The sequence below is a fragment of the Streptomyces sp. STR69 genome (assembly GCF_024519455.1).
Classification (GTDB): domain Bacteria; phylum Actinomycetota; class Actinomycetes; order Streptomycetales; family Streptomycetaceae; genus Streptomyces.
In genome coordinates, this window is sequence record NZ_JALJRY010000015.1 from 122,676 (window position 1) to 148,022 (window position 25,347).

At 71.6% G+C, this 25,347-nt stretch carries 22 protein-coding genes; 12 read left to right on the forward strand and 10 right to left on the reverse strand.

Features of this window, described 5'->3' with window-relative positions; all coding sequences use genetic code 11:
* The first annotated feature begins 133 nt into the window (after window positions 1-133).
* The 5 genes from paaA to paaE all read left to right on the forward strand — a co-directional run bounded on the left by paaA (window position 134) and on the right by paaE (window position 3,942).
* A complete protein-coding gene (paaA, locus tag OC490_RS27200) occupies window positions 134-1,126 on the forward strand; it encodes a 1,2-phenylacetyl-CoA epoxidase subunit PaaA (RefSeq protein ID WP_262060639.1) in 993 nt (330 codons plus the stop codon).
* Window positions 1,123-1,407, forward strand: a complete 285-nt coding sequence (paaB, locus tag OC490_RS27205; protein ID WP_019075091.1) for a 1,2-phenylacetyl-CoA epoxidase subunit PaaB — start codon at window positions 1,123-1,125, stop codon at window positions 1,405-1,407. The genes paaA and paaB overlap by 4 nt, the downstream gene beginning before the upstream one ends.
* A 9-nt stretch (window positions 1,408-1,416) precedes the next feature.
* Window positions 1,417-2,253: a 1,2-phenylacetyl-CoA epoxidase subunit PaaC gene (gene paaC / locus OC490_RS27210; RefSeq protein ID WP_262060640.1), complete on the forward strand. Its 837-nt coding sequence runs from the start codon at window positions 1,417-1,419 to the stop codon at window positions 2,251-2,253.
* Entirely contained in the window at window positions 2,247-2,753 is a 507-nt protein-coding gene (gene paaD / locus OC490_RS27215; RefSeq protein WP_262060641.1) for a 1,2-phenylacetyl-CoA epoxidase subunit PaaD, read from the forward strand. The genes paaC and paaD overlap by 7 nt, the downstream gene beginning before the upstream one ends.
* A 76-nt stretch (window positions 2,754-2,829) precedes the next feature.
* Window positions 2,830-3,942 carry a 1,2-phenylacetyl-CoA epoxidase subunit PaaE gene (gene paaE / locus OC490_RS27220; RefSeq protein WP_262060642.1) on the forward strand — a complete coding sequence of 371 codons (1,113 nt, stop codon included), beginning with the start codon at window positions 2,830-2,832 and terminating at the stop codon, window positions 3,940-3,942.
* Window positions 3,943-4,030: 88 nt separating this feature from the next.
* Here paaE and OC490_RS27225 read toward each other — a convergent pair whose 3' ends face one another.
* A complete protein-coding gene (locus tag OC490_RS27225; protein WP_262060643.1) occupies window positions 4,031-5,653 on the reverse strand; it encodes a protease pro-enzyme activation domain-containing protein in 1,623 nt (540 codons plus the stop codon).
* Between the two features lie 141 nt (window positions 5,654-5,794).
* Entirely contained in the window at window positions 5,795-8,680 is a 2,886-nt protein-coding gene (locus OC490_RS27230; protein WP_262060644.1) for a helix-turn-helix transcriptional regulator, read from the reverse strand.
* A 270-nt stretch (window positions 8,681-8,950) separates the two neighbouring features.
* Between OC490_RS27230 and OC490_RS27235 the strand changes: the two genes are divergently transcribed.
* Window positions 8,951-10,558: an amidohydrolase gene (locus OC490_RS27235; RefSeq protein WP_262060645.1), complete on the forward strand. Its 1,608-nt coding sequence runs from the start codon at window positions 8,951-8,953 to the stop codon at window positions 10,556-10,558.
* Between the two features lie 7 nt (window positions 10,559-10,565).
* Here the strand turns inward: OC490_RS27235 and OC490_RS27240 are convergent, their stop codons facing one another.
* Both OC490_RS27240 and OC490_RS27245 read right to left on the reverse strand, forming a co-directional pair.
* Window positions 10,566-11,225 carry a YceI family protein gene (locus OC490_RS27240; RefSeq protein ID WP_262060646.1) on the reverse strand — a complete coding sequence of 220 codons (660 nt, stop codon included), beginning with the start codon at window positions 11,223-11,225 and terminating at the stop codon, window positions 10,566-10,568.
* A gap of 193 nt (window positions 11,226-11,418) precedes the next feature.
* A complete protein-coding gene (locus tag OC490_RS27245) occupies window positions 11,419-12,201 on the reverse strand; it encodes a polysaccharide deacetylase family protein (protein WP_262060647.1) in 783 nt (260 codons plus the stop codon).
* A gap of 708 nt (window positions 12,202-12,909) precedes the next feature.
* On the opposite strand from OC490_RS27245, the gene OC490_RS27250 reads away from it, so the two are divergent.
* A complete protein-coding gene (locus tag OC490_RS27250) occupies window positions 12,910-13,215 on the forward strand; it encodes a hypothetical protein (protein ID WP_262060648.1) in 306 nt (101 codons plus the stop codon).
* Window positions 13,216-13,285: 70 nt separating this feature from the next.
* Here OC490_RS27250 and OC490_RS27255 read toward each other — a convergent pair whose 3' ends face one another.
* Window positions 13,286-13,900, reverse strand: a complete 615-nt coding sequence (locus tag OC490_RS27255) for a PASTA domain-containing protein (RefSeq protein ID WP_262060649.1) — start codon at window positions 13,898-13,900, stop codon at window positions 13,286-13,288.
* 277 nt (window positions 13,901-14,177) lie between these two features.
* On the opposite strand from OC490_RS27255, the gene OC490_RS27260 reads away from it, so the two are divergent.
* The 5 genes from OC490_RS27260 (at window position 14,178) to OC490_RS27280 (ending at window position 19,045) form a co-directional block, all read left to right on the forward strand.
* Window positions 14,178-15,659, forward strand: a complete 1,482-nt coding sequence (locus OC490_RS27260) for a purine-cytosine permease family protein (RefSeq protein ID WP_262060650.1) — start codon at window positions 14,178-14,180, stop codon at window positions 15,657-15,659.
* Window positions 15,656-16,210, forward strand: a complete 555-nt coding sequence (locus OC490_RS27265; protein ID WP_262060651.1) for a cysteine hydrolase family protein — start codon at window positions 15,656-15,658, stop codon at window positions 16,208-16,210. Before OC490_RS27260 ends, OC490_RS27265 begins: the two co-directional genes overlap by 4 nt.
* Window positions 16,207-16,914, forward strand: a complete 708-nt coding sequence (locus OC490_RS27270) for a GntR family transcriptional regulator (protein WP_262060652.1) — start codon at window positions 16,207-16,209, stop codon at window positions 16,912-16,914. The genes OC490_RS27265 and OC490_RS27270 overlap by 4 nt, the downstream gene beginning before the upstream one ends.
* 28 nt (window positions 16,915-16,942) lie before the next feature.
* On the forward strand, window positions 16,943-17,947 hold the full coding sequence (locus tag OC490_RS27275; protein ID WP_262060653.1) for an ADP-ribosylglycohydrolase family protein: 1,005 nt from the start codon (window positions 16,943-16,945) through the stop codon (window positions 17,945-17,947).
* Window positions 17,948-18,130: 183 nt separating this feature from the next.
* A complete protein-coding gene (locus OC490_RS27280) occupies window positions 18,131-19,045 on the forward strand; it encodes a PfkB family carbohydrate kinase (protein ID WP_262060654.1) in 915 nt (304 codons plus the stop codon).
* A gap of 13 nt (window positions 19,046-19,058) precedes the next feature.
* On the opposite strand, the gene OC490_RS27285 is transcribed toward OC490_RS27280, so the two are convergent.
* The 5 genes from OC490_RS27285 to OC490_RS27305 all read right to left on the reverse strand — a co-directional run bounded on the left by OC490_RS27285 (window position 19,059) and on the right by OC490_RS27305 (window position 25,345).
* Window positions 19,059-20,480, reverse strand: a complete 1,422-nt coding sequence (locus OC490_RS27285; RefSeq protein ID WP_262060655.1) for a family 2B encapsulin nanocompartment shell protein — start codon at window positions 20,478-20,480, stop codon at window positions 19,059-19,061.
* Between the two features lie 194 nt (window positions 20,481-20,674).
* Window positions 20,675-22,057 (reverse strand): FAD-binding oxidoreductase, encoded by a 1,383-nt coding sequence (locus tag OC490_RS27290; protein WP_262060656.1) that lies wholly within the window; start codon window positions 22,055-22,057, stop codon window positions 20,675-20,677.
* A 28-nt stretch (window positions 22,058-22,085) separates the two neighbouring features.
* Window positions 22,086-23,192: an acyl-CoA dehydrogenase family protein gene (locus OC490_RS27295; protein WP_262060657.1), complete on the reverse strand. Its 1,107-nt coding sequence runs from the start codon at window positions 23,190-23,192 to the stop codon at window positions 22,086-22,088.
* The gene (locus OC490_RS27300) at window positions 23,189-24,199 is read right to left on the reverse strand and encodes an ABC transporter substrate-binding protein (RefSeq protein WP_262060658.1); all 1,011 of its coding nucleotides are present in this window, start codon (window positions 24,197-24,199) and stop codon (window positions 23,189-23,191) included. The genes OC490_RS27295 and OC490_RS27300 overlap by 4 nt, the downstream gene beginning before the upstream one ends.
* 45 nt (window positions 24,200-24,244) lie before the next feature.
* Window positions 24,245-25,345 carry an LLM class flavin-dependent oxidoreductase gene (locus OC490_RS27305; protein WP_262060659.1) on the reverse strand — a complete coding sequence of 367 codons (1,101 nt, stop codon included), beginning with the start codon at window positions 25,343-25,345 and terminating at the stop codon, window positions 24,245-24,247.
* Between the last annotated feature and the right edge of the window lie 2 nt (window positions 25,346-25,347).

Here is a 25,347-nt window from a genome sequence, read left to right on the forward strand (position 1 = left end):
AGGGCGGGGGCGAGGCCGGAGCCGTGCTGCGCGCGCCGCTGACCAGCCATTCGCCCGGCAGGTCTTGCCTCACCCGGGGAAACCCTTCACACTGGGAACCGAACGAATGGTCGGTAGGGGAGTTGATGTGTCGATGACCAGCACAGGCACGGAGGCGTCAGCCGCCGACCGGGACGAGACGCGGTTCGAGGAGCAGTTCGACGCCACGATCGCGAAGGACCAGCGGATCGAGCCCCGCGACTGGATGCCCGACGGCTACCGCAAGACCTTGATCCGGCAGATCGCGCAGCACGCGCACTCGGAGATCATCGGGATGCAGCCGGAGGGCGACTGGATCACGCGCGCGCCCTCCCTGCGCCGCAAGGCGATCCTCTTCGCGAAGGTGCAGGACGAGGCCGGACACGGCCTGTATCTGTACTCGGCCGCCGAGACCCTGGGCGCGGACCGCGCGGAGCTGACCGAGGCGCTGATCGAGGGCCGGCAGAAGTACTCGTCGATCTTCAACTACCCGACGCCGACCTTCGCCGACGTCGGCGTGATCGGCTGGTTCGTGGACGGCGCGGCGATCTGCAACCAGGTGCCGCTGTGCCGCTGCTCGTACGGGCCGTACGCGCGGGCGATGGTGCGGGTGTGCAAGGAGGAGTCCTTCCACCAGCGCCAGGGCTTCGAGCTGCTGCTCACGATGATGCGCGGCACGGACGCCCAACGGGCCATGGTCCAGGACGCGGTGGACCGTTGGTGGTGGCCGTCGCTGATGATGTTCGGTCCGCCCGACGACGACTCGCCCAACTCGGCCCGCTCCATGGCCTGGAAGATCAAGCGGCACAGCAACGACGAACTGCGTCAGCGCTTCGTGGACATGACGGTCCCGCAGGCGGCGAAGCTCGGAGTCACCCTGCCCGACCCGGAGTTGAGGTGGAACGAGGAGCGCGGCCACCACGACTTCGGCACCCCCGACTGGTCCGAGTTGCAACGCGTGATCCGCGGCGACGGACCGCGCAACACCGAGCGGGTCTCCCGCCGCCGGACCGCCCACGAGGAGGGCGCCTGGGTCAGGGAGGCGGCCACCGCCCACGCGGCCAAGCAGGCCGCCCGTACCCGGAAGACCGAAGGAGCGGCGGCATGACGCAGGACTGGCCCCTGTACGAGGTGTTCGTCCGTGGCAAGCGCGGCCTGAACCACGTCCACGTCGGCTCGCTGCACGCCGCCGACGACGCCATGGCCCTCACCCACGCCCGCGACCTCTACACGCGGCGCAACGAGGGCGTGTCCATCTGGGTCGTGCGCTCGGAACACATCGCCGCCTCGACCCGGGACGAGAAGGACCCGTTCTTCGCGCCGAGCGCCGACAAGGTCTACCGCCACCCCACCTTCTACGACATCCCCGACGACGTCCCCCACATCTAGGAGCAGGGAATGAGTGACGACCACCTCTATCTGTCCCTGGCCGAGGGACACGACGACAGCGACGCCCGCTGGGCCTTCGGCACCGGCTTCGAGGACCCGCTGCACGGCGTCGACCAGAGCGTGCCGGAGGGGACGAACGCCGCTCAACTGGCCGCGTACTGCCTGGCACTTGGCGACGACACGCTCGTCAGCGCCCAGCGGCTGGCCCAATGGTGCACCGCCGCCCCCGAGTTGGAGGAGGAGGTCGCGCTGGCCAACATCGGGCTCGACCTGCTCGGCCAGACGCGTCTGCTCTACGCGCGTGCCGGCCAGGTCGACGGCACCGGACGCGGCGAGGACGCGTACGCCTACTTCCGTGACGCCGACGCCTTCCGCAACGTACGGCTGGCCGAACTCCCCAACGGGGACTTCGCGTTCTCGATCACCCGGCTGCTGGTGCTGTCCTCCTGGCGGCTGGCCCTCTTCGAGCGGCTCGCCGTCACCACATCGGACCCGGTGCTCGCCGCCATCGCCGCCAAGGGCGTCAAGGAGCTGGCGTACCACCGGCAGTACGCCGCCGAGTGGGTCGTACGGCTGGGTGACGGCACCGAGGAGTCGCAGCGGAGGATGCGGGACGCACTGGCCGCCATCGTGCCGTACCTGGACGAACTCTTCGCGGAGACAGGGGAGTTGAAGGCCGAGGTACTGGCCGTGCTCCGCCAGGTCACCGACGCCGCCGGGCTCGTCTGGCCCGAGACGGCACCGGTCCCCGGACACGGCCGCGACGGCGACCACACCGAACACCTGGCCCCGCTGCTGACCGAACTCCAGAGCGTGGCCCGCGCCCACCCGGAGGCGACATGGTGACCACCCTGCTCGACGCGCGGCGCGCCCGGCACATCGCCGCGCAGGTGCCCGACCCCGAGATGCCGATGCTCACGCTCGCCGACCTCGGCGTACTGCGTGACGTCGAGGTGGGCGAGGACGGGACGGTCGTCGCGAGTCTGACGCCCACCTACTCCGGCTGCCCGGCCATGGCCGAGATGCGCGCCGAGGTGGCCGCGCGGCTCACGGATGCCGGGTACGCGCGCGTGGAGATCCGTACGGTCCTGACCCCGCCCTGGAGCAGCGACTGGATCACCCCGGCCGGCCGCGCCAAGCTCGCCGAACACGGCATCGCACCGCCCGGTGCCGCCCCGCGCGGTCCGCTGGTGCTCACGCTGTCGCCGACCCGCCGTACGGTGGCCTGCCCCCGCTGCGGGGCGACGGACACCGAGGAGACCTCGCACTTCGCCGCGACCTCCTGCAAAGCCCTGTGGCGGTGCCGCGCCTGCCGCGAGCCGTTCGAGTACGTCAAGGAGATCTGATGGCGAGCCCCCACCACTCGACTGCGGCGAGCCCGGCGAGTCCTCAACTCCCGCTCGTGGAAAGGACGGTGGACCAGTGACCGCCCCGGCCCCCACTACCCCCACCACCCCCGCCCGCCCGGCGCGCCGCCGCCCGGCCTTCCACGCGCTGCGGGTCGCCGCCGCCGAGCCGCTGTGCGAGGACGCCGCCGCCATCAGCTTCGACATCCCCGACCACCTCGCCGAGGAGTTCGCCTACCGGCCCGGCCAGTCGCTCACGCTCCGCCGCGAGGTGGAGGGCCGGGACGAGCGCCGTTCGTACTCCATCTGCTCCCCGGCGGGAGCGCGCCCCCGCATCGGCGTACGGGTCGTCCCCGGCGGCCTGTTCTCCTCCTGGCTGGTCAGCGAGGTACGCCCCGGCGACACCGTCGAGGTGATGGCCCCCACCGGCGCCTTCACCCCCGACCTCACCCGCCCCGGCCACCACGTCCTGATCGCCGCAGGCTCCGGCATCACCCCGATGCTGTCCATCGCGGAATCCGTCCTCGCCGCCGACACCCGCTCCCGCGTCACGCTCTTCTACGGCAACCGGCGCTCCGACACCGTGATGTTCGCCGACGACCTCGCCGACCTGAAGGACCTGCACCCCGGCCGGTTCCAGCTCGCGCACGTCCTGTCCCGCGAACCGCGCGAGGCGGAGATCCTCTCCGGCCGCCTGGACGCCGATCGGCTCACCACGCTCGTCGACGCCCTCGTGGACGTGGAGACCGCCGACCACTGGTGGCTGTGCGGCCCGCACGGCATGGTCCGCGACGCCCAACAGGTCCTCACCGGACTCGGCGTCCCCGCCGAACGCGTCCACCAGGAGCTGTTCTACGCCGACGACGAGCCCGTACGGACCAACGAACACATCGACAAGGTCTACGACGGTCCCGTCAGCCAGGTCAGCGTCACCCTCGACGGCCGCACCACCAACTCCGCGCTGCACAAGGACCGTTCGATCCTCGACGGCGCCCAGAAGACCCGGCCCGACCTGCCCTTCGCCTGCAAGGGCGGCGTCTGCGGCACCTGCCGCGCGCTGGTCACCGACGGCACGGCGGACATGCGGCGCAACTACGCCCTCGAACCCGCCGAGGTCGACGCCGGTTACGTCCTCACCTGCCAGACCTTCCCGGTGTCCGACACGCTCGCCGTCGACTACGACAGCTGAGGCGGGCCACGACAGGTTGACCCACGTGAAGAGCGGGCCGGGAGGGATCCCGGCCCGCTCTTCAGTCAACTCATTCAGCTATCGGCGGTCAGCCGAGGAGCTTGGCCGCCAGGGTCGCGGCGTTGTACGAACCCCAGCCGGTGGTGAAGTCCCAGCCGGTGGCGGCGGAGTAGGCGCCGTTGCTGCCGCTGGTGATGTCGTGGAAGCCGGTGCCGCTCGCCGTGTAGAGCGCGGGGTTGGCGAAGCCGAGGTTGGCCTTGCCGGCCGCCGCGGCCTGCTGGTTGTAGAGCGCACCGAAGGCCGCCCACTCGGGCGCGGCGGCGCTGGTGCCGCCGACCGTGCCCCAGCTGCCCTGCGAGTAGATCGAGACACCGGGGCTCGGGTTCGCGAGCGCCGACACGTCGGGCACCTGGCGGTAGCCGCCGCCCGCGGTCTTCTGCACCGCGGTCTGCCAGCTCGGGATCTTGAAGACGGAGGACTTGCCACCGCCACCGCCCGACCAGGCCGTTTCCTTGCTCCACGCGTTGGCGGAGGTCACGGTCAGCGTGGTGCCGCCGACGCCCGTGACGTACGGGTCGCTGGCCGGGTAGTCGACGGTGGTGGTGCCGTCGCCCGCGTCGTCCGAGCCGTCGTCGCCGGAGGCCGCGTAGAAGCCGAGGCCCTCGGCCGCGCCCGCCTTGAAGACGGCGTCCACGGCGTTGATGTTGGAGGTGGTGCGCTGGCTCTCGGAGGCACCCCAGCTGATCGAGGTGGTCGGGATGCCGCTGTCGACGATGGCCTGGTAGGTGTCGACCTCACCGGCGTCGGAGTTGGGACCCTCGAAGACGGTCACGTTCGCCTTCGGGGCGATCGCGTGCAGGACCTCGATGTCGAGCTCGACCTCGACCTGGCCGTCACCGAGCGCGCCGGAACCGCCGTCCACCTTCGACACGGTCGGGGTGGGGGAGCCCAGGCTGTAGTTGGTGTCGTACTTCGTGATGTTGGACTGCGCGAAGCCGTCGAACTCCAGCAGCGCGATCTTCTGGCCGCTGCCGGTGTACGTGCTGGAGACGTTGTAGCCGCCCTTGATCTGGGCCGGGGTGTAGCCGCCGCCGGGGCCGTTGTGCGGGTTGACCTTGGCGGACCCCTGGTGGTGCAGCTGGGCGCGGTTGTTGAGTCCGGTCACGTCGCTGACCAGGCCGGCGATGCCGGTGGGCAGGGTCGGCGCGGTCTCGTTGGCGTAGAACGCGCGGCCCGACTTGGCGTCCTTCCACGTCGACAGCTTCGTGCCGAAGGCCTTCTCCAGCTGGGCGGCCGTGCCGCTGGCGTCGACCAGCAGGTTCCCCGAGTGGACCTTGCCGACGGTGAGACCCTGGGCCCGCAGGAAGTCCTTGACCTGCTTGACCTCGGCGTCCGTCCGGCCGAACCGGGCCGCGAACTGCGCCTTCGTCAGATAGTGGCCGTACGAACTCGACCTCGGATTGCTGACATCGGCCACGAACGTGTCCAGCGCCTTGTCGTTTCTCGGCGTCAGGCTGATGGCCACCGATATGCGCTTGCCGGCCGCGACGGCGCCGGTGCGGGACGCGTCGTGGTTCAGGCCCTTGAGGACATCTCCCGCGACGGCGGCGCGAGTTGAGTGCGGCTGGACGGCGGCGTAGGCGCTGGGGACGGCGGCGGCGAGCAGGGCCGGTACGGCGACGAGGCCGACCAGCTTCAGACGTGACGTCACGGAGGTCCTCCGAGGAGTGGGGGGTTGCTGTCCCGGAAGCGGAACGGCTTCACCGTAGGAACAGCGGCCCCACCCGCATAAGCGGGGGAACCCTTGCGTCACGTGTTAACTGCGGGTGTCACATGAACCGCGGATGACAGGTCAGCGGCGGGTGTCGAGGGTGCGGGGGGTGCGCAGCCGACCGGGCTGACTGATCGTCACCGCCTGTGTCGTGGGCAGCTGTTGGTCGTCGTCGCCGACGCTCACGGTCGCCGCTCCGGACGCGATGACGGCGACCGCCATGGCATGGGCGAGTGCGGTGCGCGAGCGGACACCGACCTTGCGGTAGACCCGCGACAGGGTGCCCTCGACCGTCTTGACGCTGATGAACAGCTCGGCGGCGACCTCCCGGTTGGTGGCCCCGCCGCCGACCAGTTCGGCCACCCGCGCCTCCGTGGGCGTGAGTTCTGGCCGCCCCTCACCGTCCCGGTCGCCCGCCTCCAGCCGGGCCAGTTCGTCGCCCGCCCGCGCCGCCAGCGGAGCGGCGCCGATACGGGTCGCGGTCTCCAGAGCCTCGCCGAGCGCGGTGCGGGCCGCGTTCCGGTGGCGGGCCCTGCGCTCGACCGCACCGAGTGAGATGAGCGTGCGTACCAGCTCTACGGGCAAGGGGAGTTGACGCAGCCGGTCCACGGCGGTGCGCAGCCGTACCGCCCCCTCCTTCGCCCGGCCGAGCCCGGCCTCGCGCAGCCCCTCCGCGCGTTCCAGGGCCGCCAGTACGCTGCCGGGCGCGTCGCCGGTCACCCGTGCGCGGGCCTCGTCGAGCACGGCGCCGGCCTCGTCCGTCTCGCCCAGTACGACCAGGGCCTCGGCCAGGTCGCTGTACCAGTGCAGCAGGGGCGGATCGGCGGCCGACATCGCCTCGCCGAGCTCCTTGACGCGCTGCAGCACCTCGACCGCCGCGGCGGCCCCGCGCGGATCGCCGGCCAGCAACTCGGCCTGCCCCAGCACCGCGAGGGCGCGCAGCAGGAACAGCCGGTCGCCGTCCGCCTCCGAGGCCCGCACCGCCTGCCCGGCCAACTGCCGGGCCTCGTCGGCACTGCCGCCGGCGGTCGCCGCGAGCGCCGCCGCGTACAGCGCCGGAGCCGCCTGTACGCCGGTCTCGGCCACGGCGCGGGTGCAGCGGGCGGCGGTGTCCAGCGCCTCCGGGCAGTGCCCGGCGCGCACTTGGATGCGGGTCAGCGCGACCAGGGTCGCCATGAACTCCTCGACCCCGGCGAACTCCCCGATCTCCGCGAGGAGTTCGGTGACCCTCCGCTGGGCCTCGGTGACCTTGTCGGAGTCCAGGGCGAGGATCGCCCGCATCCGGATCAGCCCCCAGCTCTCCGGGCCGGCGCCCGCGCCGCCGGTCAGTGCGAGGGCCTCCGCCAACGCGGCGTCGGCGGCGACCGGTTCACCGCCCAGCGAGCGCACCCGGGCGAGGGTGGCGAGCGCCCCGATCCGGGTGTCGGTGTCACCGGCCACGGCCGCCTGCCGGGCCGCGCGCCGGGCGTGCCGGGCGGCCGCCGCCAACTCCCCGCACAGCAGGCCCCGTACCGCCGCCCAGTGGTGCAGCCACGCCTCCGCCTCCGGGTCGCCGGCCGCGTCCCGGAGCCCTTCCTCGATCAGCTGGTGGGTGCCGTGCAGGGCCTGACCGGCGTTGCGCAGCAGGACCAGCCGGGCCCGCACCCGCTGCCGGGCCGAGCCCGAACCGGCGAGGACGGTCTCGGCCGCCTGTCCGGCCTGCTCCAACTGCCCGGCGTCACAGGCGTATTCGGCCGCCGCCAGCAGCCGGTCGGCGTGCTCGGCCGGGCGGTCGGCCGGAGTGCGCAGGGCCGCGAGCCCTGCGAGTTCGAAGGCCGCGTCGGGATCGCCGTCGCGGCGGGCGGACTCGGCGGCGGCCAGCAGCGTACGGGCCGTGGTCTCGTCCTCGTAGGGGTGGGCGAGCGCGAGGTGCCGGGCCTGCTCGACGGGATCGGTGACCGCGCGGGCCAGCAGCGCGTGCGCCTGTCGGCGGCCGTACTCCGGCGCGTCGGCATACATGGCGGCCCGGAGCAGCGGATGCCGGAAGCGGACGGTCCCGTGGGCGTCGGCCGTGGCGACCCCGAGCCGTTCGGCCTCCGCCAGGTCCGCGGCCGGGTCGTCGAACCCGGCGGTGCGCAGCAGCGTGAGAGTCGGGCGGGCGGCGGCGCTCATGACGAGGAGGGTGTGCCGTGTGCGCTCCGGCAGGGTGTGCACCCGCTCCAGCAGCAGGGTGCGCAGCCGGTGCGGGACCGGCAGCGTCCGGCCGAGGCCGACGGCCGCTCCGTCGCGTGGGGCGGCCCGCCCCAACTCCAGGGCGTACCAAGGGTTTCCGGCGGCCGTGTCCTGGACGGCCCGCAACACCGCCGGTGGCAGGTCGGCGGGCAGCAGCCGCGCCATCTCGTCGTCCGTCAGTGGCGGCACGGGCAGTTCGACGGTGTCGGGCGGGCAGCAGCGCGGCCGTTCGGGCTGATCGCCGTCCGCCGCCCGCTCGGCGGCCACCACCCGTACGTCGAGGCCCTCGACACGGCGTACGACGAAGGCGAGCACCTCGACGGTCTGTTCGTCGAGCCACTGGAGGCCGTCGAGGACCAGCAGCACCGGGCCGGTGACGGCGAGGGTGCGCAGCACTTCGAGAACGGCGACACGGACGGCGAGCCCGCCACGGTCGCCGCCCGGTACCTCGCCGCGCAACAGGGCGGCCCGCAACGCCCCTTGGGGTTCGGGTGCCAGGGCCTCAAGGCAGCTCTCCGGCACCCGTGCGAACAGGTCGACGAGACCGGCGAACGGCAGCCGGGCGTCCGCCTCGGCGGGCGAGCAGTGCAACACCGTTCCGGACGGCTGGAGATGGGCGCCCGAGGACGCCACGAGGGCGGCCACGAGCACGGACTTGCCGATCCCCGCGGGGCCGTGCAGCAGCACTCCCTGACGGTCCGTCAACTCGGTGCGGGCGGTGCCGATCAGCTCGCGGTGCCCGGTCAACGACCGCACTTCCGCGCCACGGCGGGGCGGGCGGGTCGGCGCGTGCGGCGAGTCTCCGGGCGTCTGAGCATGTGTTCATGACAACCGTTGCGGAATCGCCTTGTCAATGATGATCCGGAGCGGCGGACGAGACCTGTCGGTGAATTGGCGCATGATCTCCATTTCCGACGGCTGTGATGGCGTGTTTCCTGCGCCAGAACCCGCCCCAAGTGCATGAAACGGCTAATCGCCCGTACAACAGCCTGGTCAGCGGATGCACCGAGGAAGTGGGAGAGAACGATGACTGATCACGGAGCCGATCTGGTGATCCGGGCCGGGGCGATCCACACGTTGGTACCCGGCCAGGCCCCGCAGCGGGCGCTGGCCGTGCGGGGCGACCGCATCACGGCCCTCTCGCCCGACCCCGACGGACTCGACCACCTGCTGCGCCCGCACACCACCGTGCACGACCTGCCCGGCGCCACCGTGCTGCCCGCCTTCGACGACACCCACACCCACCTGATCTATGCCGCGCTCGGCGCGCACGACGTCCCGGTGCACGAGGCGCACGACATCCCCGAGTTCCTTGACCTGATCCGGGAGCGGGCGAAGACGACCCCCGAGGGCGAGTGGATCCGCACCACCACCAACTGGCAGGAACTCAACCTGGCCGAGCGCCGCATGCCCACCGCCGCCGAACTCGACCTGGCCACCGACCGGCACCCCGTCCTGGTCAAGCGCGGTGGCCACAACGACGTCGTCAACAGCTACGCGCTGCGCCTGGCGGGTATCACCGAGGACACCCCCGTACCGCCGGGCGGGGTCATCGGCCGCGACGCCGACGGCCGGCTCGACGGGCGGCTGATCGACAACGCCATGGGCCTGGTGGAGCGCCTGGTCCCGGCCCCGGACCGGGCCGAGCGGGTCGACGGGCTGCGGCTGGCCACCGCCCAGTACGCCGCCACCGGCATCGGCACCGTGCGGGACTGCGCGGTCGGCCTTGAGGACTACGCCGTACTGCTGGCCGCCCGCGAGGCGGGGGCGCTCGGCATCCGGGTGCGCGCCCTGATCTCGGCGCTCGGCATGACCAGCGCGGCCCAGGTGGAGGATCTGCTCGACGCCATGGAGAAGTGGCGTGACGACTCCGACCGGTGGCTGCGGGTGTGGGGCGTGAAGTTCGGGCTCGACGGCGGCCTGGAGGCCGGCGCGACCGAGGAGCCGTACGCCTGTGACCACGCGTTCTCCGGGACGCTGAGCTGGGAGCCCGACGCGCTGGTGGAGGCCGTGGAGGCCGTGGTCCGGCGCGGCTGGCGGGTCGGCACCCATGCCTACGGCGACCGCGCGGTCCGTGCGCTCCTGGATGTCTACGAGCGGGTCCTCGCCCGCAACCCCGGACTGCCCGCCGGCACGCTGGTGATGGAGCACGGCGGTCTGGCCGGTCCCGAACAGCGCGCCCGCGCCGTCGAGTTGGGCATCCCCGTCACCATCCAGCAGCCGCTGCTGCACGACACCGCCGAGGTGGAGGAGGGCTTCTGGGGCCCGGACCGCGTCGCCCGCCTCTTCCCCGCCCGCGGCTGGATCGACCTCGGCGCCCAGGTCAGCGCCGGATCGGACTTCCCCGTCGGCCGGTTCGGCGCCATGCGCTCGGTCTACGGCATGATCACCCGCCAGACCGTCATCGGCCCCAAGGGCCCCGAACACGCCATCACCTACGACGAGGCCCTCACCCTGCACACCGCCAACGCGGCGCTGCTGCTGGGCGACCAGAATCTGCGCGGCACGCTGAGCCCGGGCCGTCTGGCGGACCTCACCGTCTGGGAGCGGGACCCCGCCCGTTGCCCGAGCGACGCCCTGCGCGACCTGAACCCCCTGCACACCTTCGTCGGCGGCCGTCCGGTCACCCGGTAGACGTCCGTCAGGTGGTCGGCATCGTCCTGATCGCGGCGATGTCGAACTGGAGCCGTACCTTCTCGCTCACCATCGCACCGCCCTCGGCCAGCCGGGAGTTGTAGGTCAGGCCCCAGTCGGACCGGTCGATGGTGGTGGTGCCGTCGAAGCCGACCCGTTCGTAGCCGAACGGGTCGGTGACATGTCCGATGTAGGTGAGTTCCAGCACGACGGGACGGGTGGCGTCCTTGATGGTGAGGTCGCCGAGCATCCGGTAGACATCGTTGCCGGCCATTTGCACCGCGGTACTGGCGAAACGCATACGCGGGTAGGTCGCGGAGTCCAGGAAGTCGCGCCCCACCAAGTGGGCGTCGCGCTGTTCCACACCGGTGTCGACACTGCCGGTGGACACCACGATCTCCGCCTGCGAACGGGCCGGGTTGCGGCCGTCGAAGTAGAGCCGGCTTTTGTATTCGGCGAAGGACCCGCGCACGGTCGTCACCATGGCGTGCCGGACGGAGAAACCGATCCGGCTGTGCGCGGGGTCGATCATCCACTCTCCGGTCAGCGCCGCCAGGGCGGGATCTGGCAGGCCGGAGGCGGTGAACGCCGGTGGGGCGGCGGGGCGTTGCGGAGCTGTGGGGGGTGCCGGGCGGCGGAGGGGCGCAGCACGGTTGAACAGGTTCATGCTTCACGTAGTTACTGCACGAGTGAAATCGCCGCAAGACTTGATGGCGAATCGACAGCTGCGCGAACCGGCACCGACACGCTTAAATACCGCCACCTCGTCGGCCGTTCCACATTTCCCACACATATTCGCCACCCGAAAAACGGCGACCGTCAATTCGGCGCATCGTTCCACACCATGCTCAACGCACTGTTCAGCGCATCGGGAACCCGAACGAATAGCCCTGCTGCTTCAGCCACGGCAGAATCTCGCGGAGCGCGGCCACGGTCTCGGAGCGGTCACCGCCCGCGTCGTGGAACAGGATGGTCGGCCCGTTGGGCAGTTCGCTCTTGACGGTGGTGACGATGGCGCCGGTGCCGGGGAGTTCGAAGTCCTTGGAGTCGACGTTCCACCCCAGCGGGCGCATGCCCTGGGCGGCGGCGAGATGGCGGCTGTACGGCGTGAAGGCGCCGCCCGGCGCCCGGTAGTACAGCGGCCGTACGCCGCCGGAGGCCTTGGTGATCATGGCGGCGGCGTTCAGGATCTCCTGCGACTGATAGGACTCGGACTTCTTGTCCATGGTGGTGTCGTGCGACACCGAGTGGTCGCACAGCCTGTGCCCGGCCGCGACGACCGCCTTGACCAGGTCCGGGTGGGCCTCGGCCTGGGGGCCCACCATGCAGAAGGTGGCCTTCACCCCGTACTCCTTGAGCACTTGGAGCACCTGCGGTGTCCAGGTCGGGTCGGGACCGTCGTCGATGGTGATGTTGACGCCCCGCGCGCCCCGGTCGGAGGCGTGCACGATCTCCGCCGACACGGCCGCCACCCGGGCCGGAGCCGAACTGGCGGCGCCGGGACGCGCGTTGGCTCCACCCCGCTGCGCGTCGACCACACCGGCCTGCGCGGTCCACACCGAGGTGGCCGCGGCCACCGCCGTCACACCGACCGCCGCCGCGAGTACCCGGCCGTACCATCCCCGCCCGCCATGCCGTGCCATGTCCGCCCTGTTCCCTGTCCTGTTGTCCGGTTCCGTGCATTCGTCAGGACGGGATAAACGAGCGGAAGGATCCCGCTGTTACGGACTACGGACAATTTCCCGGGAGTTCGAGGACCGCGGCCGACGATCCCGGCCGACGCGGGGCCACCCGCCGGACGGTTCCGACTCCACGGAGCGAAGGCCCGCACGTCCATCGGCCCGGGGTCTGCCCATGTATTCGACGAGCATCGAACTCCTTGAGGCGGGTGGCCTCCTCGCGAACGATGTCCGGGTGAGCGGGGCGACCTCCCGCCGCAGCACTCAATGGGGGTTATGGCTCTATGGCAAGACGAAACGGGGCGAGACGCGGTCTGATCACCGTCCTCGCGGCGGGTGCCTTCGTGTTCGCGTCGGCGACCGGAGCGGCGGCCGGCGCGAGCGGGCCCGTCCGGACCGACTTCGCCGAACAGGCGCAGGAGTTGGGACTGACCGGCGCGCAGGCGCAGGGACAACTTCCGCATCCCATGGCTGCAGAACGGATCGTGGATCAACAACCAGTCCAAGGGAACGGTCGCGAACTTCCTGGATGACGACGGCGTCTCGAAGTGGCACGACGCGGGTGCCTTCTCGCAGGACCCGGACGCTCCCTGGTACCGGGTTCACTGGATCAAGAACTGCTGACGGATCCCCGCTGACGGAAAGTCACCTCTCGCGAAAGGCAGTACCAACATGATGACTCGGACACGTCTCGCGGCGACCCTGTGCGCCGCCGCTTCCGTGGTCGCGATCGGTCTGGCGACTCCGGCGGCGGCTCAGTCGGACCAGGCCGCCGCCAGGTGCACCACGTCCCGCTCCTCCGACGGAAAGTACGTGGGAGTCAGTTGCACCACCGGTCGCTACTACGTCGTCGGTACGGCGTGCAGCGCGGGCGGCTGCACCACGATCGGGGGAAACATCGTCAACGCCCCCAACACCTCGGTGGCCTGGGCGGGCAGCGGCTACTTCGGCGGTGACATCATGGCCGTCTTCGTCTGAGTGCCGGGACGTGCCGGGGCCGCGGGATGCGGTCCCGGCACGAGGGCGAGGAGGCTGTCGATCGGACGGTTCATTCACATTGGGCGGGCGGGGTGGGCTTCTTGCCCATCTTGATCGAGACCGAGGACCCGGTGGGCAGTACGGTGCCCGCGGTCGGAGACTGCGAACTCACCGTCTTGACGTGGTCGCAGTCGACGACGCTGCCGACGGTGCCGAGGACGTATCCGGCAGCCGCGAGGTCCTGGCCGGCCTGCGTCTGTGAGTCACCCACCACGTTGGGCACGGTCGTCACACCGACCACCGAGGCCGACACGGACGCCAGGCCCCGGCTGTATCCGGTGTCCGACGACAGGTCGAGGACCGTCACACTCCAGCCCACGGTCCCGGTCTGGTTGATGAACACCGACTGCGATCCGCCACCGACCGGGAAGATGGTGGTCGTCGGGTCGAAGCCCGGCCCGACGATCTGCAGCGCGTCCTCGGCGGTATTGGACACGCAGTCCGCGCTCCACTGCACCAGGGCGGTGTGTCCGTAGACCACGGGGGAGGGCGTCACCGTGATGTTGGCGGTCGCGGTGACCGCGCAGTTCAGCCCGGGATCGTCCGCGTAGGCGGGTGTCACGGCGAACACGGTGGCCACCAGCGCCGTCACGACGAGCACCACCGCCTTCGGCGAGCGCGCCACCCGGGCCGCCCACCTCCGCAACCCCGCCCCTGCCCCGGCGAGCACGTGACGACGCGCCGGATTCGATGCCTCTCTCATAACTCCCCCTAGGTGGTTGCACTCCGCACACCGAGCGGCCCGGGGCCGTCGGCGACCGATGGCCAGCGTGCTGCACCGGCACGCGGAAGTCGCCCATGGATCCGCTCAGCGGAACGGCCGTGGACCCACCCTTTCCTCTTGACGCCCGTCACCACCGCACCTAGCCTCGAATGAACACGTCTAGACAGGTAGGTCGACGATGGCGGACTCCCAGACTTCCCAGTCCCGGCAACTTCAGGTCGAGACCCACGGCCTCGATGTGATCGGCGACGACGAACGCAAAGGCACCCCTCGCACGCTGTTCTGGCCCTGGTTCGGGGCCAACGTCTCGATCCTGGGCCTGAGTTACGGCGCGTTCGCGCTCGGCTTCGGGATCTCCTTCTGGCAGGCGCTCGTCGCCGGTGTCATCGGGATCGTCTTCTCCTTCCTGCTCTGCGGCTTCATCGCGGTCGCGGGCAAGCGAGGCTCCGCGCCCACGATGGTGCTCAGCCGCGCCGCCTACGGCGTGCGCGGCAACCGGCTGCCGTCGGCTATCTCCTGGATCCTCACCGTCGGCTGGGAGACCGTCCTCACCGCCCTCGCGACCATGGCCACCGCGACCGTCTTCAGCAGACTCAGCTGGGGTGGCGGCACCGAGACCAAGGTGGTCGCGCTGATCATCGTCGGCGCGCTCATCGTCGTCGGCGGAGTCATGGGCTTCGACCTGATCATGCGGCTCCAGACGGTCATCACCGTCGTCACCGCGGTGCTCACCGTCGTCTACATCGCCCTCGTCGCCGACCACATCCACTGGAGCACGGTCAGTGCCGTACCGGCGGGCTCCGCCCAGGAGTTCATCGGCGCGCTGGTGTTCATGATGACCGGCTTCGGCCTCGGCTGGGTCAACGCCGCCGCCGACTACTCCCGCTATCTGCCCCGGAGTTCCTCCAGCAGAGGCGTGATCGGCTGGACCACGTTCGGCGCCTCCGTGGCCCCGTTGCTCCTGCTGGTCTTCGGCCTGCTGCTCGCCGATTCCTCCAGCACGCTCAACAAGGCGGTCGCCGCCGACCCGATCGGCGCGCTGACGACGATCCTGCCCACCTGGTTCCTGGTCCCGTTCGTCGTGGTCGCGGTCCTCGGCCTGGTCGGTGGCGCGGTCCTCGACATCTACTCCTCCGGCCTGGCCCTCCTCTCCGCGGGCCTGCGGGTGCCGCGCTACCTCGCCGCGCTCGTCGACGGCGTCCTGATGATCGCGGGCTCCATCTACATCGTGTTCTTCGCCGACAACTTCCTCGGCCAGTTCATGGGCTTCCTCACCACCCTCGGCGTCCCCATCGCCGCCTGGTGCGGCATCATGCTCGCCGACCTCGCCCTGCGCCGCCGCGACTACGACGAGGGCGACCTCTTCCGCCGGACCGGCCGCTACGGCGACGTCCAGCTCACACCTCTCCTCCTCACCCTCGGCGCGACCGCGATCGGCTGGGGCCTGGTCACCAACACGGCCGCCAGCTGGCTGACTTGGCAGGGCTACCTCCTCGACCCGCTCGGCCTCGGCGGCAAGTCGGGCGCCTGGGCCTACGCCAACCTCGGCGTCCTGGCCGCCCTCGCCCTCGGCTTCCTCGGCACCCTCGCCCTGGGCCGCGCCCGCATCCAGCGGCAGGAGCAGCAGGCCGCCAGCCCCGAGGCGGTGCCCGCCGTATGACCACCGCACCGGGCCACCTCGCCGTCATCGACATGCAGCGCGTCTTCGCCGAACCCGACAGCCCCTGGGCCACCCCCCGCTTCGAGGAGGCGGCGGCAGGCGTACGACGACTGCTGCCGGCCTTCGCGGAAGACGTCACCTTCACCCGCTTCATCGCCCCTGACAAACCCGCGGGCAGCTGGCGCGCCTACTACGACCAGTGGCCCTTCGCCCTCCAGCCTTCGGACGCCCCGCTCTGGCGGCTGACCGACGAATTCGCCGCCGAGGCACGGCACTTGGTGGACGCGCCCACCTTCGGCAAGTGGACCCCCGCACTCGCCGAACGCGTCGCCCCCACCGGCCGCCTCTTCCTCGCGGGCGTCAGCACCGACTGCTGCGTCCTGTCCACGGCACTCGCCGCCGCCGACGCCGGAGCAGAGGTACTGGTCGTCGCCGACGCCTGCGCCGGTGTGGACGACGACTCCCACGCCAAGGCACTGCACGTCATGGACCTCTACCGGCCCCTGATCCGCGTGGTCACCGCCGCCGAGGCGGTCGGGGAGGCCTCATGACCGGCGTCCGGCTCAAACACCAGCGCATCACCGAGGTCCTCGCCAAGGAGATCCGCAGCGGCCACCGCCCCGCCGGCGAGCAGTTGCCCGGCGAACACGCCCTGGCCCAGCGCTTCGGCGTCAGCCGTACGACCGTCCGCGCGGCCCTCGCCGAACTCAGCGAGGCAGGCCTGATCGCCACCCGCACCGGCAAGGGCTCCTACGTCCTCTTCGACGGCCGCCCGCTGGACGACAGCCTCGGCTGGGCCCACGCGCTCGCCACCCAGGGCATCGACACCCGGGTCCGGACGCTCGCGGTGGACGCCAGACGGGACGAGGAGCTGGCCAGTCAACTCACTCTCAACACCGCCGAGTTCGTGTGCGTGGAGCGGATACGGGAGCTGGTCGCGGACGCGGTCGTCGTATCGTACGAACGCAGCTTCCTGCCGCCCGTGCCCGGAGTGCGGGACCTGCCGTCGCGCGGGCTCGGGCAGGAGTCGCTCACCGATGTGATGCTGCGGGCCGGGCTGCGGCCCGACCACGGCGAACAGCGGGTCGGCGGACGGCGGATCGACGGCCGGGAGGCGGAGCTGCTGCGCCGCGAAGCGGGTGACTGGTTCCTCGACACGCGCCGCACCAGCCGGGCCGCCGACGGCTCCTTCGTCGAACATGTCGTGAGCCTCCTCGACCCCGACCACTTCCAACTCACCCTCGCGTTCGGCTGAACCGCTGAACCCGCCCCGGAAAGTACTCATGACCCTCCAGAGCCGCGCCACCGGAGCCCTCCACGGGCTCGCCCTCGGCGACGCCCTCGGCATGCCCACCCAAATGCTGTCCCGCCCACAGATCACCGCCCGCTACGGCCCCTTCCTCACCGGCTTCCACCCGGCCGACCCCGACCATCCCCTCGCCGCCGGAATGCCGGCCGGAGCCGTCACCGACGACACCGAACAGGCTCTGCTGCTGGCTGAGTTGCTGCTCGACGGCAAGGGGCGCGTCGACCCGGCAGAGCTGGCCCGGCGCCTGGTCGCCTGGGAGGACGACATGCGGGCCCGGGGCTCGCTCGACCTCCTCGGCCCGTCCACCAAGCGTGCCGTGGAGCAGGTCCTCGCGGGCACCCCCGTCGACGAGGTGGGACGCTACGGCACCACCAACGGCGCGGCGATGCGCATCGCCCCCGTGGGCATCGCGGTGCCGGTCGCGGACCCGGCCGCTCTGGTGGACCGGGTGGTGGAGGCGAGCAGCCTCACCCACAACACCGGGGTCGCACTCGCCGGAGCCGCGGCCGTGGCTGCCGCCGTGAGCGCGGGAGTTGACGGGGCGTCGATTCCCGAGGCGGTCGAAGTGGCCGTGTCGGCGGCCCGGTTGGCGGCGGGGCGGGGGCACTGGGTGGCCGCAGCCGATGTCGCCGAGCGGATCGTGTGGGCGACCGGCCTCGTGCGGGGCCTCGGTCGGGCCCAAGTCTGCGAGCGGGTCTACGCGTTGGTCGGGACAAGCCTCGCCACCCAGGAGTCCGTACCGGCCGCCTTCGCCGTCCTGGCCGCCTGCCCCGACGACCCCTGGCAGGCCGCGCTGCTCGCGGCGTCCGTCGGCGGCGACTGCGACACGATCGCCGCGATCACCGGCGCCGTCGGCGGCGCCTGCCACGGAGTGGACGCCTTCCCGGCCGACGCGCGGGAGACGCTCGTCCGCGTCAACCCGGCGCTCGACCTGGACGCCACGGCGGCAGCCCTGCTCGGCCTGCGGGAGCGGCCGTGAACGGGCGGCTCTGGTACCCCGGCAATCTCGTCGTCCGCCTGGATGCCACGGCCGCCGCCCTGCTCGGCCTTCGGGTCGGGTCATGAGCGGGCGGCCCGTGAGCGGGCGGTTCCGGCACCTCGGCACTCTCGTGGTCGACCGGGATGCCACGTCCATGGCCCCGCTCGGCCTGCGGGAGCGGACATGAGCGCGCGGCTCTGGCACCTCGGCAACGTCGTCGTCGATCTCGTCCTGGAGGTCCCCGCCCTTCCCGAGCGCGGCGGCGATGTCCTCGCCACCCGCACCGAACGCACCCCCGGTGGCGGCTTCAACGGCATGGCTGCCGCCGCCCGCCAGGGCCTCCCGGTGACCTACGCCGGAGCCCACGGCACCGGACCCTTCGGCGACCGGGCCCGCGCGGCCCTACGTAGCGAGGGCATCGACGCCCTCCTCGCCCCGCGCCCGGAACCGGACACCGGCTTCGTGGTCTGCCTGGTCGACGCGGACGGTGAGCGCACCTTCGTCACCAGCCCCGGCGCCGAGGCGACCCTGACCGCTGCCGACCTGGTCGAACTCCGGCCCGGAGCGGGCGACTTGGTGTACGTCACCGGATACAGCCTGCTGTACGACAGTAACCGGGCGGCCCTGCTCGACCTCCTGCCCCGACTGGACCCGGCCGTCACGCTGGTCGTCGATCCGGGCCCGTTGGCGGCCGACATCCCGGGCGGCGCACTGGCGTCGCTGCTCGCCCGCGCCGACTGGTGGAGCTGCAACGCCCGCGAGGCCGCGCTGCTCACCGGCGTCGATGACGTGGTCGAAGCCGCCCGCATCCTCCAATCCCGCCTGGGACGTGGCTCGGTGCTGGTCCGCACCGGTCCCGGTGGCTGTCTTGTGGACCGGGGCGGACGCCTCGTCGACGTCCCGGGGTTCGCCGTGGACGCCGTCGATCTCAATGGCGCGGGTGACGCGCACACCGGGGTCTTCATGGCCGCCCTGGCCCGAGGGCTGGACCCGGTGATCGCCGCCCGCCGGGCCAACGCGGGCGCCGCTCTGGCGGTCACCGCGTCCGGCCCGGCGACCGCGCCGGACGCGGCACGGCTGGACGCGTTCCTGAACTAGCGTCTCTCCTCGGTCAGTTGCCGTCCCGGCGGGAGACCTCGACGTTCTCCAGGATGCCGATCGCGTCCGGAACCAGGACCGCCGCCGAGAAGTAGGTGCTCACCAGGTAGGAGATGATCGCCTGCTCGTTGATGCCCATGAACCGTACGTTGAGGCCCGGTTCGAGCTCGTCCGGGATGCCCGTCTGGTACAGGCCGATCACGCCCTGGTCGTCCTCGCCGGTGCGCATCGCGATGATGGACGACGTACGGGACGCGCTGACCGGGATCTTGCCGCACGGCAGCAGCGGTACTCCGCGCCAGGCCGGCAGATGGTGGCCGCCGACGTCGATGCCGCTGAAGTAGACGCCCCGTTTGTTGCACTCGCGGCCGAACGCGGCGATAGCCCGCGGATGCGCGAACAGGAAACGGGTGTCGCGCCGCATGCTCAGCAACTCGTCCAGGTCGTCGGGGGTCGGCGGCCCGGACTGGGTGGAGATCCGCTGGTCGTAGTCGGCGTTGTGCAGCAGCCCGAAGTCCCGGTTGTTGACGAGCTCGTTCTCCTGTCGCTCGCGCAACGCCTCGACGGTCAGCCGGAGTTGCTGCTGCGTCTGGTTCATCGGCTGGTTGTAGAGGTCGGTGACCCGGGAGTGCACCTTCAACACGGTCTGGGCGACGCTCAGTTCGTACTCGCGCGGCGCGAGGTCGTAGTCCACGAACGTGCCGGGCAGGTCCGGCTCGCCCACATGCCCGGCGCTGAGCGCGATCGCCGTCTCGCCGAACGGGTTGAGGGGACCGGGCTCGTCCCCGGCGCGCGCCTCCACATGCGCGCGCAGCTCCGCGTGCCGGTCCGCGACGGCCTGGTACGCCGCGTGCGGCAGCGTCAGCACCGTGGTGGCCGTCGCCGCGCGGGCGGTGAACTGCCAGGCGCCGTCGGGTTCGGCGAGCACCTGCCCGCCGAAGGTGTCACCGTCGGCCAGCAGCCCGACGACCGCCTCGTCACCGTAGGGACCCTCCCCGAGCTGCTCCACCTTGCCGTGCGCGACCAGGAACACCGAGTCGGCGGGCTGCCCTGCCTGGACGATCAACTGCCCCGGCGTGTAGTCCCGTTGCTCGAACCGTTCGGCCAGCGCGCCGAGCGCGTCGCCGTCCGCGAAGCCGCGCAGCAGCGGGAGTTCACTCAACTCGGCCGGGACCACCCTCACTTGCGCTCCGGTCTGCACGAACGTCACCCGTCCGTCGCCGCGCGTGTACGACAGCCGGCGGTTGACGCGATAGGTGCCGCCGGGCACGTTCACCCAGGGCAGCATCCGGGTCAGCCAGCGGGAACTGATCCCCTGCATCTGGGGTTCGGACTTGGTCGTGGTCGCCAGAGTGCGTGCCGCGGCGGTACCGAGGCTCTGCTGTTCCCGCTCCTCGGCGCCCGCCTCGGGCGCGGTACCGGTCTCGACCGACATGGTGCCTTCTCTCCTGTCGCACGGATGACGGAATGCCTGCGTCCCGTCACGTTCCGTGCGTACAGCTACCCGTCATCGGTCACGACGAGTGATGATCCGGGACGGCGGTCGAGGCACATGCCGATCGCACGTGCCTCCGCACGACCCCCGGTTGACCCGGCATCACCCTTTCGGGGTATCCGGTACAGGGCCGTTCACAGCGTCTTGCCGGGATTGAGGATCCCGTGCGGATCGAAGGCGTCCTTGAGCCGCCGCTGCAACGCGTGGGCGGTGGGGCCGAGTTCGTCCGCCACCCACTGCCGCTTCAGCACCCCGACACCGTGCTCGCCGGTCAGCGTCCCGCCGAGCCGCAGCGCCAGCGCGAAGATCTCGCCGGCCGCCTCCCAGGCCGCGTCGGGCAGCCGGTCCAGGGCGGGATCGACCACGATGATCGGATGCAGATTGCCGTCCGCCGCGTGCGCGAGCGTGTAGACCGGCACGGCATGGCGGGCCGAGATGGCGCGGATCTCGCGAACCGCCTCCGCGAGCCGGGAACGCGGCACCGCGATGTCCTCGATCAGCGGCCGGCCCAGCCGCTCCAGCGCCGGCAGGGCCAGTCGGCGGGCCGCTAGCAGCGCCTCCGCCTCCACCGGGTCCGCCGTGGTCTCCACGGTCGTGGCCGTCGCCGCGAGCATCCGCGCGACCTGCTCCGCCTCGGCGCCCGCCCCCGCCCCGTCGCACTGCACCAGCAGCAGCGCCGCCCCGCGCGCCCCCAACGCCGGGTCTACGGCGTGCAGCACCGGCCCGTCGAGCAGCTCCGCGAGCGCCGGTACGACCCCGGCCCGCCCGATCGCGTGCGACGCCTCGGCCGCCGTCTCGAACGAGTCGAAGTAGGCGGCGACCGTGGCGGTCGCCACCGGCACCGGGCGCAGCCGCAGGGTCGCCGACGTGATGACGGCGAGAGTGCCCTCGGAGCCGGTCAGCAGCGCGGTGAGGTCGTAACCGGTGACGCCCTTGACGGTACGGCGGCCGGTCGTGACCACCGTCCCGTCGGCGAGTACGGCCTCCAGGCCGAGCACGCTGTCCCGCGTCACCCCGTACTTCGCGCACCGCAGCCCGCCCGCGTTGGTCGCGATGTTCCCGCCGATGGTCGAGATCGACGCACTCGCCGGATCGGGCGCGTACCGCAGCCCGTGCCCGGCCGCCGCCCGGTCCAACTCGGCGGTGATCACGCCCGGTTCGACCACGGCCAACTGGTCGTCGGCCGAGAGCTCCAGGATGCGGTTCATCCCGGACAGGTCCAGCACGAGCACGCCCTCACCCGCCGACGCCCCACCCGAAAGACCGGTGCCCGCACCGCGCGGCACCACCGGTACCCGTAGCGCGTTCGCGTGCCGGAGCGTGACGGTCACGTCCTCGGTACGCCGTGCGTGCACCACGGCCAGCGGGACACCGTCCGGCCGGGTGCCCGAACGGTCCGTGCTGTGCGCGGCCAACGTGCGCGGATCCGTGGCCAGTCGGTCGGGCGGCAGATCCCGGGCGAGCAGTCCGAGGAGTCGGGCGGCGGCAGTGGGGGTGGTCGGGGGAGCTGTGGTCACGGGTTCCGTACCTTCACTGTGCGTGCCTTCACGGATTCAGCGCCTTCGTTCCGATCGCGAGCAGGGAGATGTCCTCCTGGGGCGCGTGCACGGGCGCGCACTGGATGTCCCGGAAGTGCCGCTCCAGCGGATTGCCGCGCGCGAGACCGGGATTCCCGAGCAGCCGTACCGCCAGTTCCACGGCCCGGACGCCGTGCCGGTCTGCCAACACCCTTGCTCCCAGCGCCTGTTCGGGGGCGTACGAGGAGTCGCCCGCGTCGACGCGCGCGGCTCCGCCGAACACCAGCTCCTCGGCGGCGGTCAGCAGCACCTCGATCTCCCCTGCGGTCCTGCGGAACCGCTCCGTACGGGCCACCGGATGACCGAGGTTGGCGGGCACCCGCTCGTGGGCGAACGTGTGGAAGAAGGACTGCGCGGCCCGCGCGACCCCCAAGTAGAGGGCAGCGAGCGGGAGATGGAGCGCCGCGCCCGCCCGGTTGTCCTGCTCGGCCGCCGCACCGTACGGGCCGATGCCGATGACGTGCTCGTACCGAATCTCCACGTCCCGGAACGTCACGTCGTGGCTGCCGCTGGCCCGCAGCCCCAACTGGTCCCAGCGGCCGGTGATCTCGATACCGGGGGAGCCGCCCGGCACCAGGAAGGTGCCGACGCGCGGCTCCGGTTCGTCGGTGGTGGCCCATACAAGGAACCAGTCCAGGCCCTCCGCGCCGGTCACGAAGCGCTTGGTGCCGCTCAGCGACCAGCCGTCGGGGGTGCGCCGGGCGAGGGTCGAGGGGAGTCCCCCGCGTGCAGGGGAGCCCAACTCAGGTTCTACGCGCGCGTGGTTGACGAGCACGGGCCGTTCGAAGGACTCCTTGACGAGCCGCGCGTACAACTCCTCGGGCCAGTGCGGCTGTACGGCCTGCCGGGCGTGCGTGTTGAGGGTCATCGCCGCGATCAGGGCGACGGACGGGTCGCCCCGGCCGATCCGGTGCAGGATGCGCGCGCTCTCTTCCACGCGGGCGCCCCGACCGCCGTACTGCTTCCCGATGGTCGCGGTGAGCAGTCCGGCCTCGTGGGCGATCCGGAGGGACTCGGCGGGGAAGGCGCCCGACTGGTCGTAGCCGGCGGCCAGTTCGGCGATGCGGGCGGTCACAGGGCCTTCTTCAGGTCGGAGTTGAGTTCGGTGGTCCAGAACGACTTCACGTCCAAGTGCGCCTTCAGCGCGCCGAGTTCGGTGAAGGCGTCAGCCACCTTCTGCTGCGAGGCGATCGTGTCGTCGCCGACCGTCCGGGCCTGGGTCGGGCGCTGCTTCTGCGCGGCGACCAGGTCCGCCTTGGCCTGCGCCACCGGCTGGTGGGTGGCGTCGGCGGTGACCGTCGCGAAGCCGTCCACGTGGCCGTCGCGGACGTAGGCGTACGCCTTGGTGATCCGGGCGATCAGATCGGCCGCGGCGGCCCGCTGGGCGGGGCTCTTGAGAACGCTGTCGCGCGCCGACCAGAGGAAGTTGCCGGACAGGATGTCCGCGCCGGAGCCGACCGTGCGGGCGCCCTGCTGATGGGCCGTGATGATCGACGTGCCGTAGGACGCGAAGGCGTCGATGGAGCCGCCGTTCAGGGCCGCGAGGCCGTCGTTGGGCAGCAGCGGCTTGGCGTCGATGTCCGACCACTTGAGGCCCGCTTGCTTCAGCAGCTCGTAGAGGAAGTAGTGGGCCGTGGTGTTCTGGACGTAACCGACCTTCTTGCCCTTCAGACCGGCGATGTCGGTCACCTTCGAGCCCTTGGGGACGACGACTTCCTGGTTGAGGGTGGTGCCGCGCTGGACGGCGACGACCTTGAAGTCGGGCTTGCCGTCGGCGGCCGAGAAGATGGGCGGGATCTCGCTGGAGGAGGCGAGGTCCAGTGCTCCGGCGCGGACGGCCTGGAGTTGCTTGTCGCCGCCGGGGAAGAGGTTCCACTTCACCTTGTACGGGGTGTCGTCGAGATGGGCGTACTTGAGGACGGCCTCGTCGACCTTCCAGCCGGTGTCACCGACCCGCAGGGTCACGGAGGAGACGTCGGAGGAAGCGGAGTCGGCCGTCGCGCTGCCTCCGCAGGCCGCGGCGAAGGGCAGGAGGAGGGCGAGGGCGGCGGTGGACGCGCGCAGGGTGTGACGCAACAACACGGGGTCTCCATAAGGGGGTTCGCAATCAGAGGGGTGACGGACGGGTCAGGCGGCCTGCGAGGAGGTCGCCCGGTGGGCGAGTTCCTGGCGGACCAGGGGCAGGACGTGGCGGGCGTAGTCGATCGCGTCGTTGAGCGGGTCGTAGCCGCGGATCGAGAGCAGGTCGCAGCCGATGTCGACGTAGTCGAGGAGTGCCTGCGCGACCGTCTCGGGCGTGCCGACAAGGGCAGTTGACGCGCCGGCCGCGTTGGTGGCGACGGCGGGCGCGGTCCACAGGCAGCGGTCCTGGACCTCGCCGCGCTCGGCGATGTCGAGGAGACGCTGCGAGCCGACGTTCGCCGGGCGGCCGGTGGTGCGGTAGTGGCGGAGCAACTCGGTGTTCTTCGCCTGGTCCTTGAGGACGCCGAGGGTGCGGTGGGCCTTCTCCCAGGCCAGTTCCTCGGTGGGCGCGATGATCGGGCGGAACGACACCCAGATACGCGGGTGCGGGCGTCCGGCGGCGTCGGCGACCGCGTTGACGGCGGCGATCTGCTCCGCCGTCTCCTTCAGCGGCTCGCCCCACAGCCCGAAGATGTCGCCCTGCTGACCGCCCACCCGGTACGCGTCCTGGGAGGAACCGCCGACGGAGATCGGGACCAGCCCGTCGACCGGCTTCACGTCGGAGTAGTAGCCCTCGAATTTGAAGTACTTGCCCTCGTGCGAGACGGGTCCCTCGGCCTGCCACACCTTCCGCAGGATCTGGATGTACTCGTCCGAACGCTCGTACCGCTCCTCCTTGTTGAGGTAGTCGCCCTCCCGGCGCTGCTCCTCGTCGCTGCCCCCGGAGATGATGTGCAGGGTGAGCCGGCCATTGCTGATCCGGTCCAGGGTGGCCAGGGCGCGGGCCGCGTGCGTCGGGAAGATCACGCCGGGCCGGTGGGCGAGGATCGGGCCGATCCGCTCGGTGTGGGTGGCGACGAACTGGGCGATCTGGAAGGCGTCCGGCGAGGCCGAGTGGTAGGCGACCAGGGTGTGGTCGAAACCGCCGTCGTCCAGTGCCCGGGCGTACTTGCGCAGGTGGTCGACGTCGAGACCGGTGCGGCTGGAGGCGGCGGGACCCGAGGCTCCGGAGTCGGTGTGGACGGCGCTGATGAACTCGACAGGCATGA

Coding starts and splice junctions, on each gene's coding strand:
- OC490_RS27250 (WP_262060648.1), top strand. CDS start 12,910: ATGATGACTCGGACACGTCTCGCGGCGACCCTGTGCGCCGCCGCTTCC.
- OC490_RS27285 (WP_262060655.1), bottom strand. CDS start 20,480: ATGTCGGTCGAGACCGGTACCGCGCCCGAGGCGGGCGCCGAGGAGCGG.
- OC490_RS27265 (WP_262060651.1), top strand. CDS start 15,656: ATGACCACCGCACCGGGCCACCTCGCCGTCATCGACATGCAGCGCGTC.
- paaD (WP_262060641.1), top strand. CDS start 2,247: ATGGTGACCACCCTGCTCGACGCGCGGCGCGCCCGGCACATCGCCGCG.
- OC490_RS27260 (WP_262060650.1), top strand. CDS start 14,178: ATGGCGGACTCCCAGACTTCCCAGTCCCGGCAACTTCAGGTCGAGACC.
- paaC (WP_262060640.1), top strand. CDS start 1,417: ATGAGTGACGACCACCTCTATCTGTCCCTGGCCGAGGGACACGACGAC.
- OC490_RS27235 (WP_262060645.1), top strand. CDS start 8,951: ATGACTGATCACGGAGCCGATCTGGTGATCCGGGCCGGGGCGATCCAC.
- OC490_RS27245 (WP_262060647.1), bottom strand. CDS start 12,201: ATGGCACGGCATGGCGGGCGGGGATGGTACGGCCGGGTACTCGCGGCG.
- OC490_RS27240 (WP_262060646.1), bottom strand. CDS start 11,225: ATGAACCTGTTCAACCGTGCTGCGCCCCTCCGCCGCCCGGCACCCCCC.
- paaB (WP_019075091.1), top strand. CDS start 1,123: ATGACGCAGGACTGGCCCCTGTACGAGGTGTTCGTCCGTGGCAAGCGC.
- OC490_RS27305 (WP_262060659.1), bottom strand. CDS start 25,345: ATGCCTGTCGAGTTCATCAGCGCCGTCCACACCGACTCCGGAGCCTCG.
- OC490_RS27280 (WP_262060654.1), top strand. CDS start 18,131: ATGAGCGCGCGGCTCTGGCACCTCGGCAACGTCGTCGTCGATCTCGTC.
- paaA (WP_262060639.1), top strand. CDS start 134: ATGACCAGCACAGGCACGGAGGCGTCAGCCGCCGACCGGGACGAGACG.
- OC490_RS27270 (WP_262060652.1), top strand. CDS start 16,207: ATGACCGGCGTCCGGCTCAAACACCAGCGCATCACCGAGGTCCTCGCC.
- OC490_RS27275 (WP_262060653.1), top strand. CDS start 16,943: ATGACCCTCCAGAGCCGCGCCACCGGAGCCCTCCACGGGCTCGCCCTC.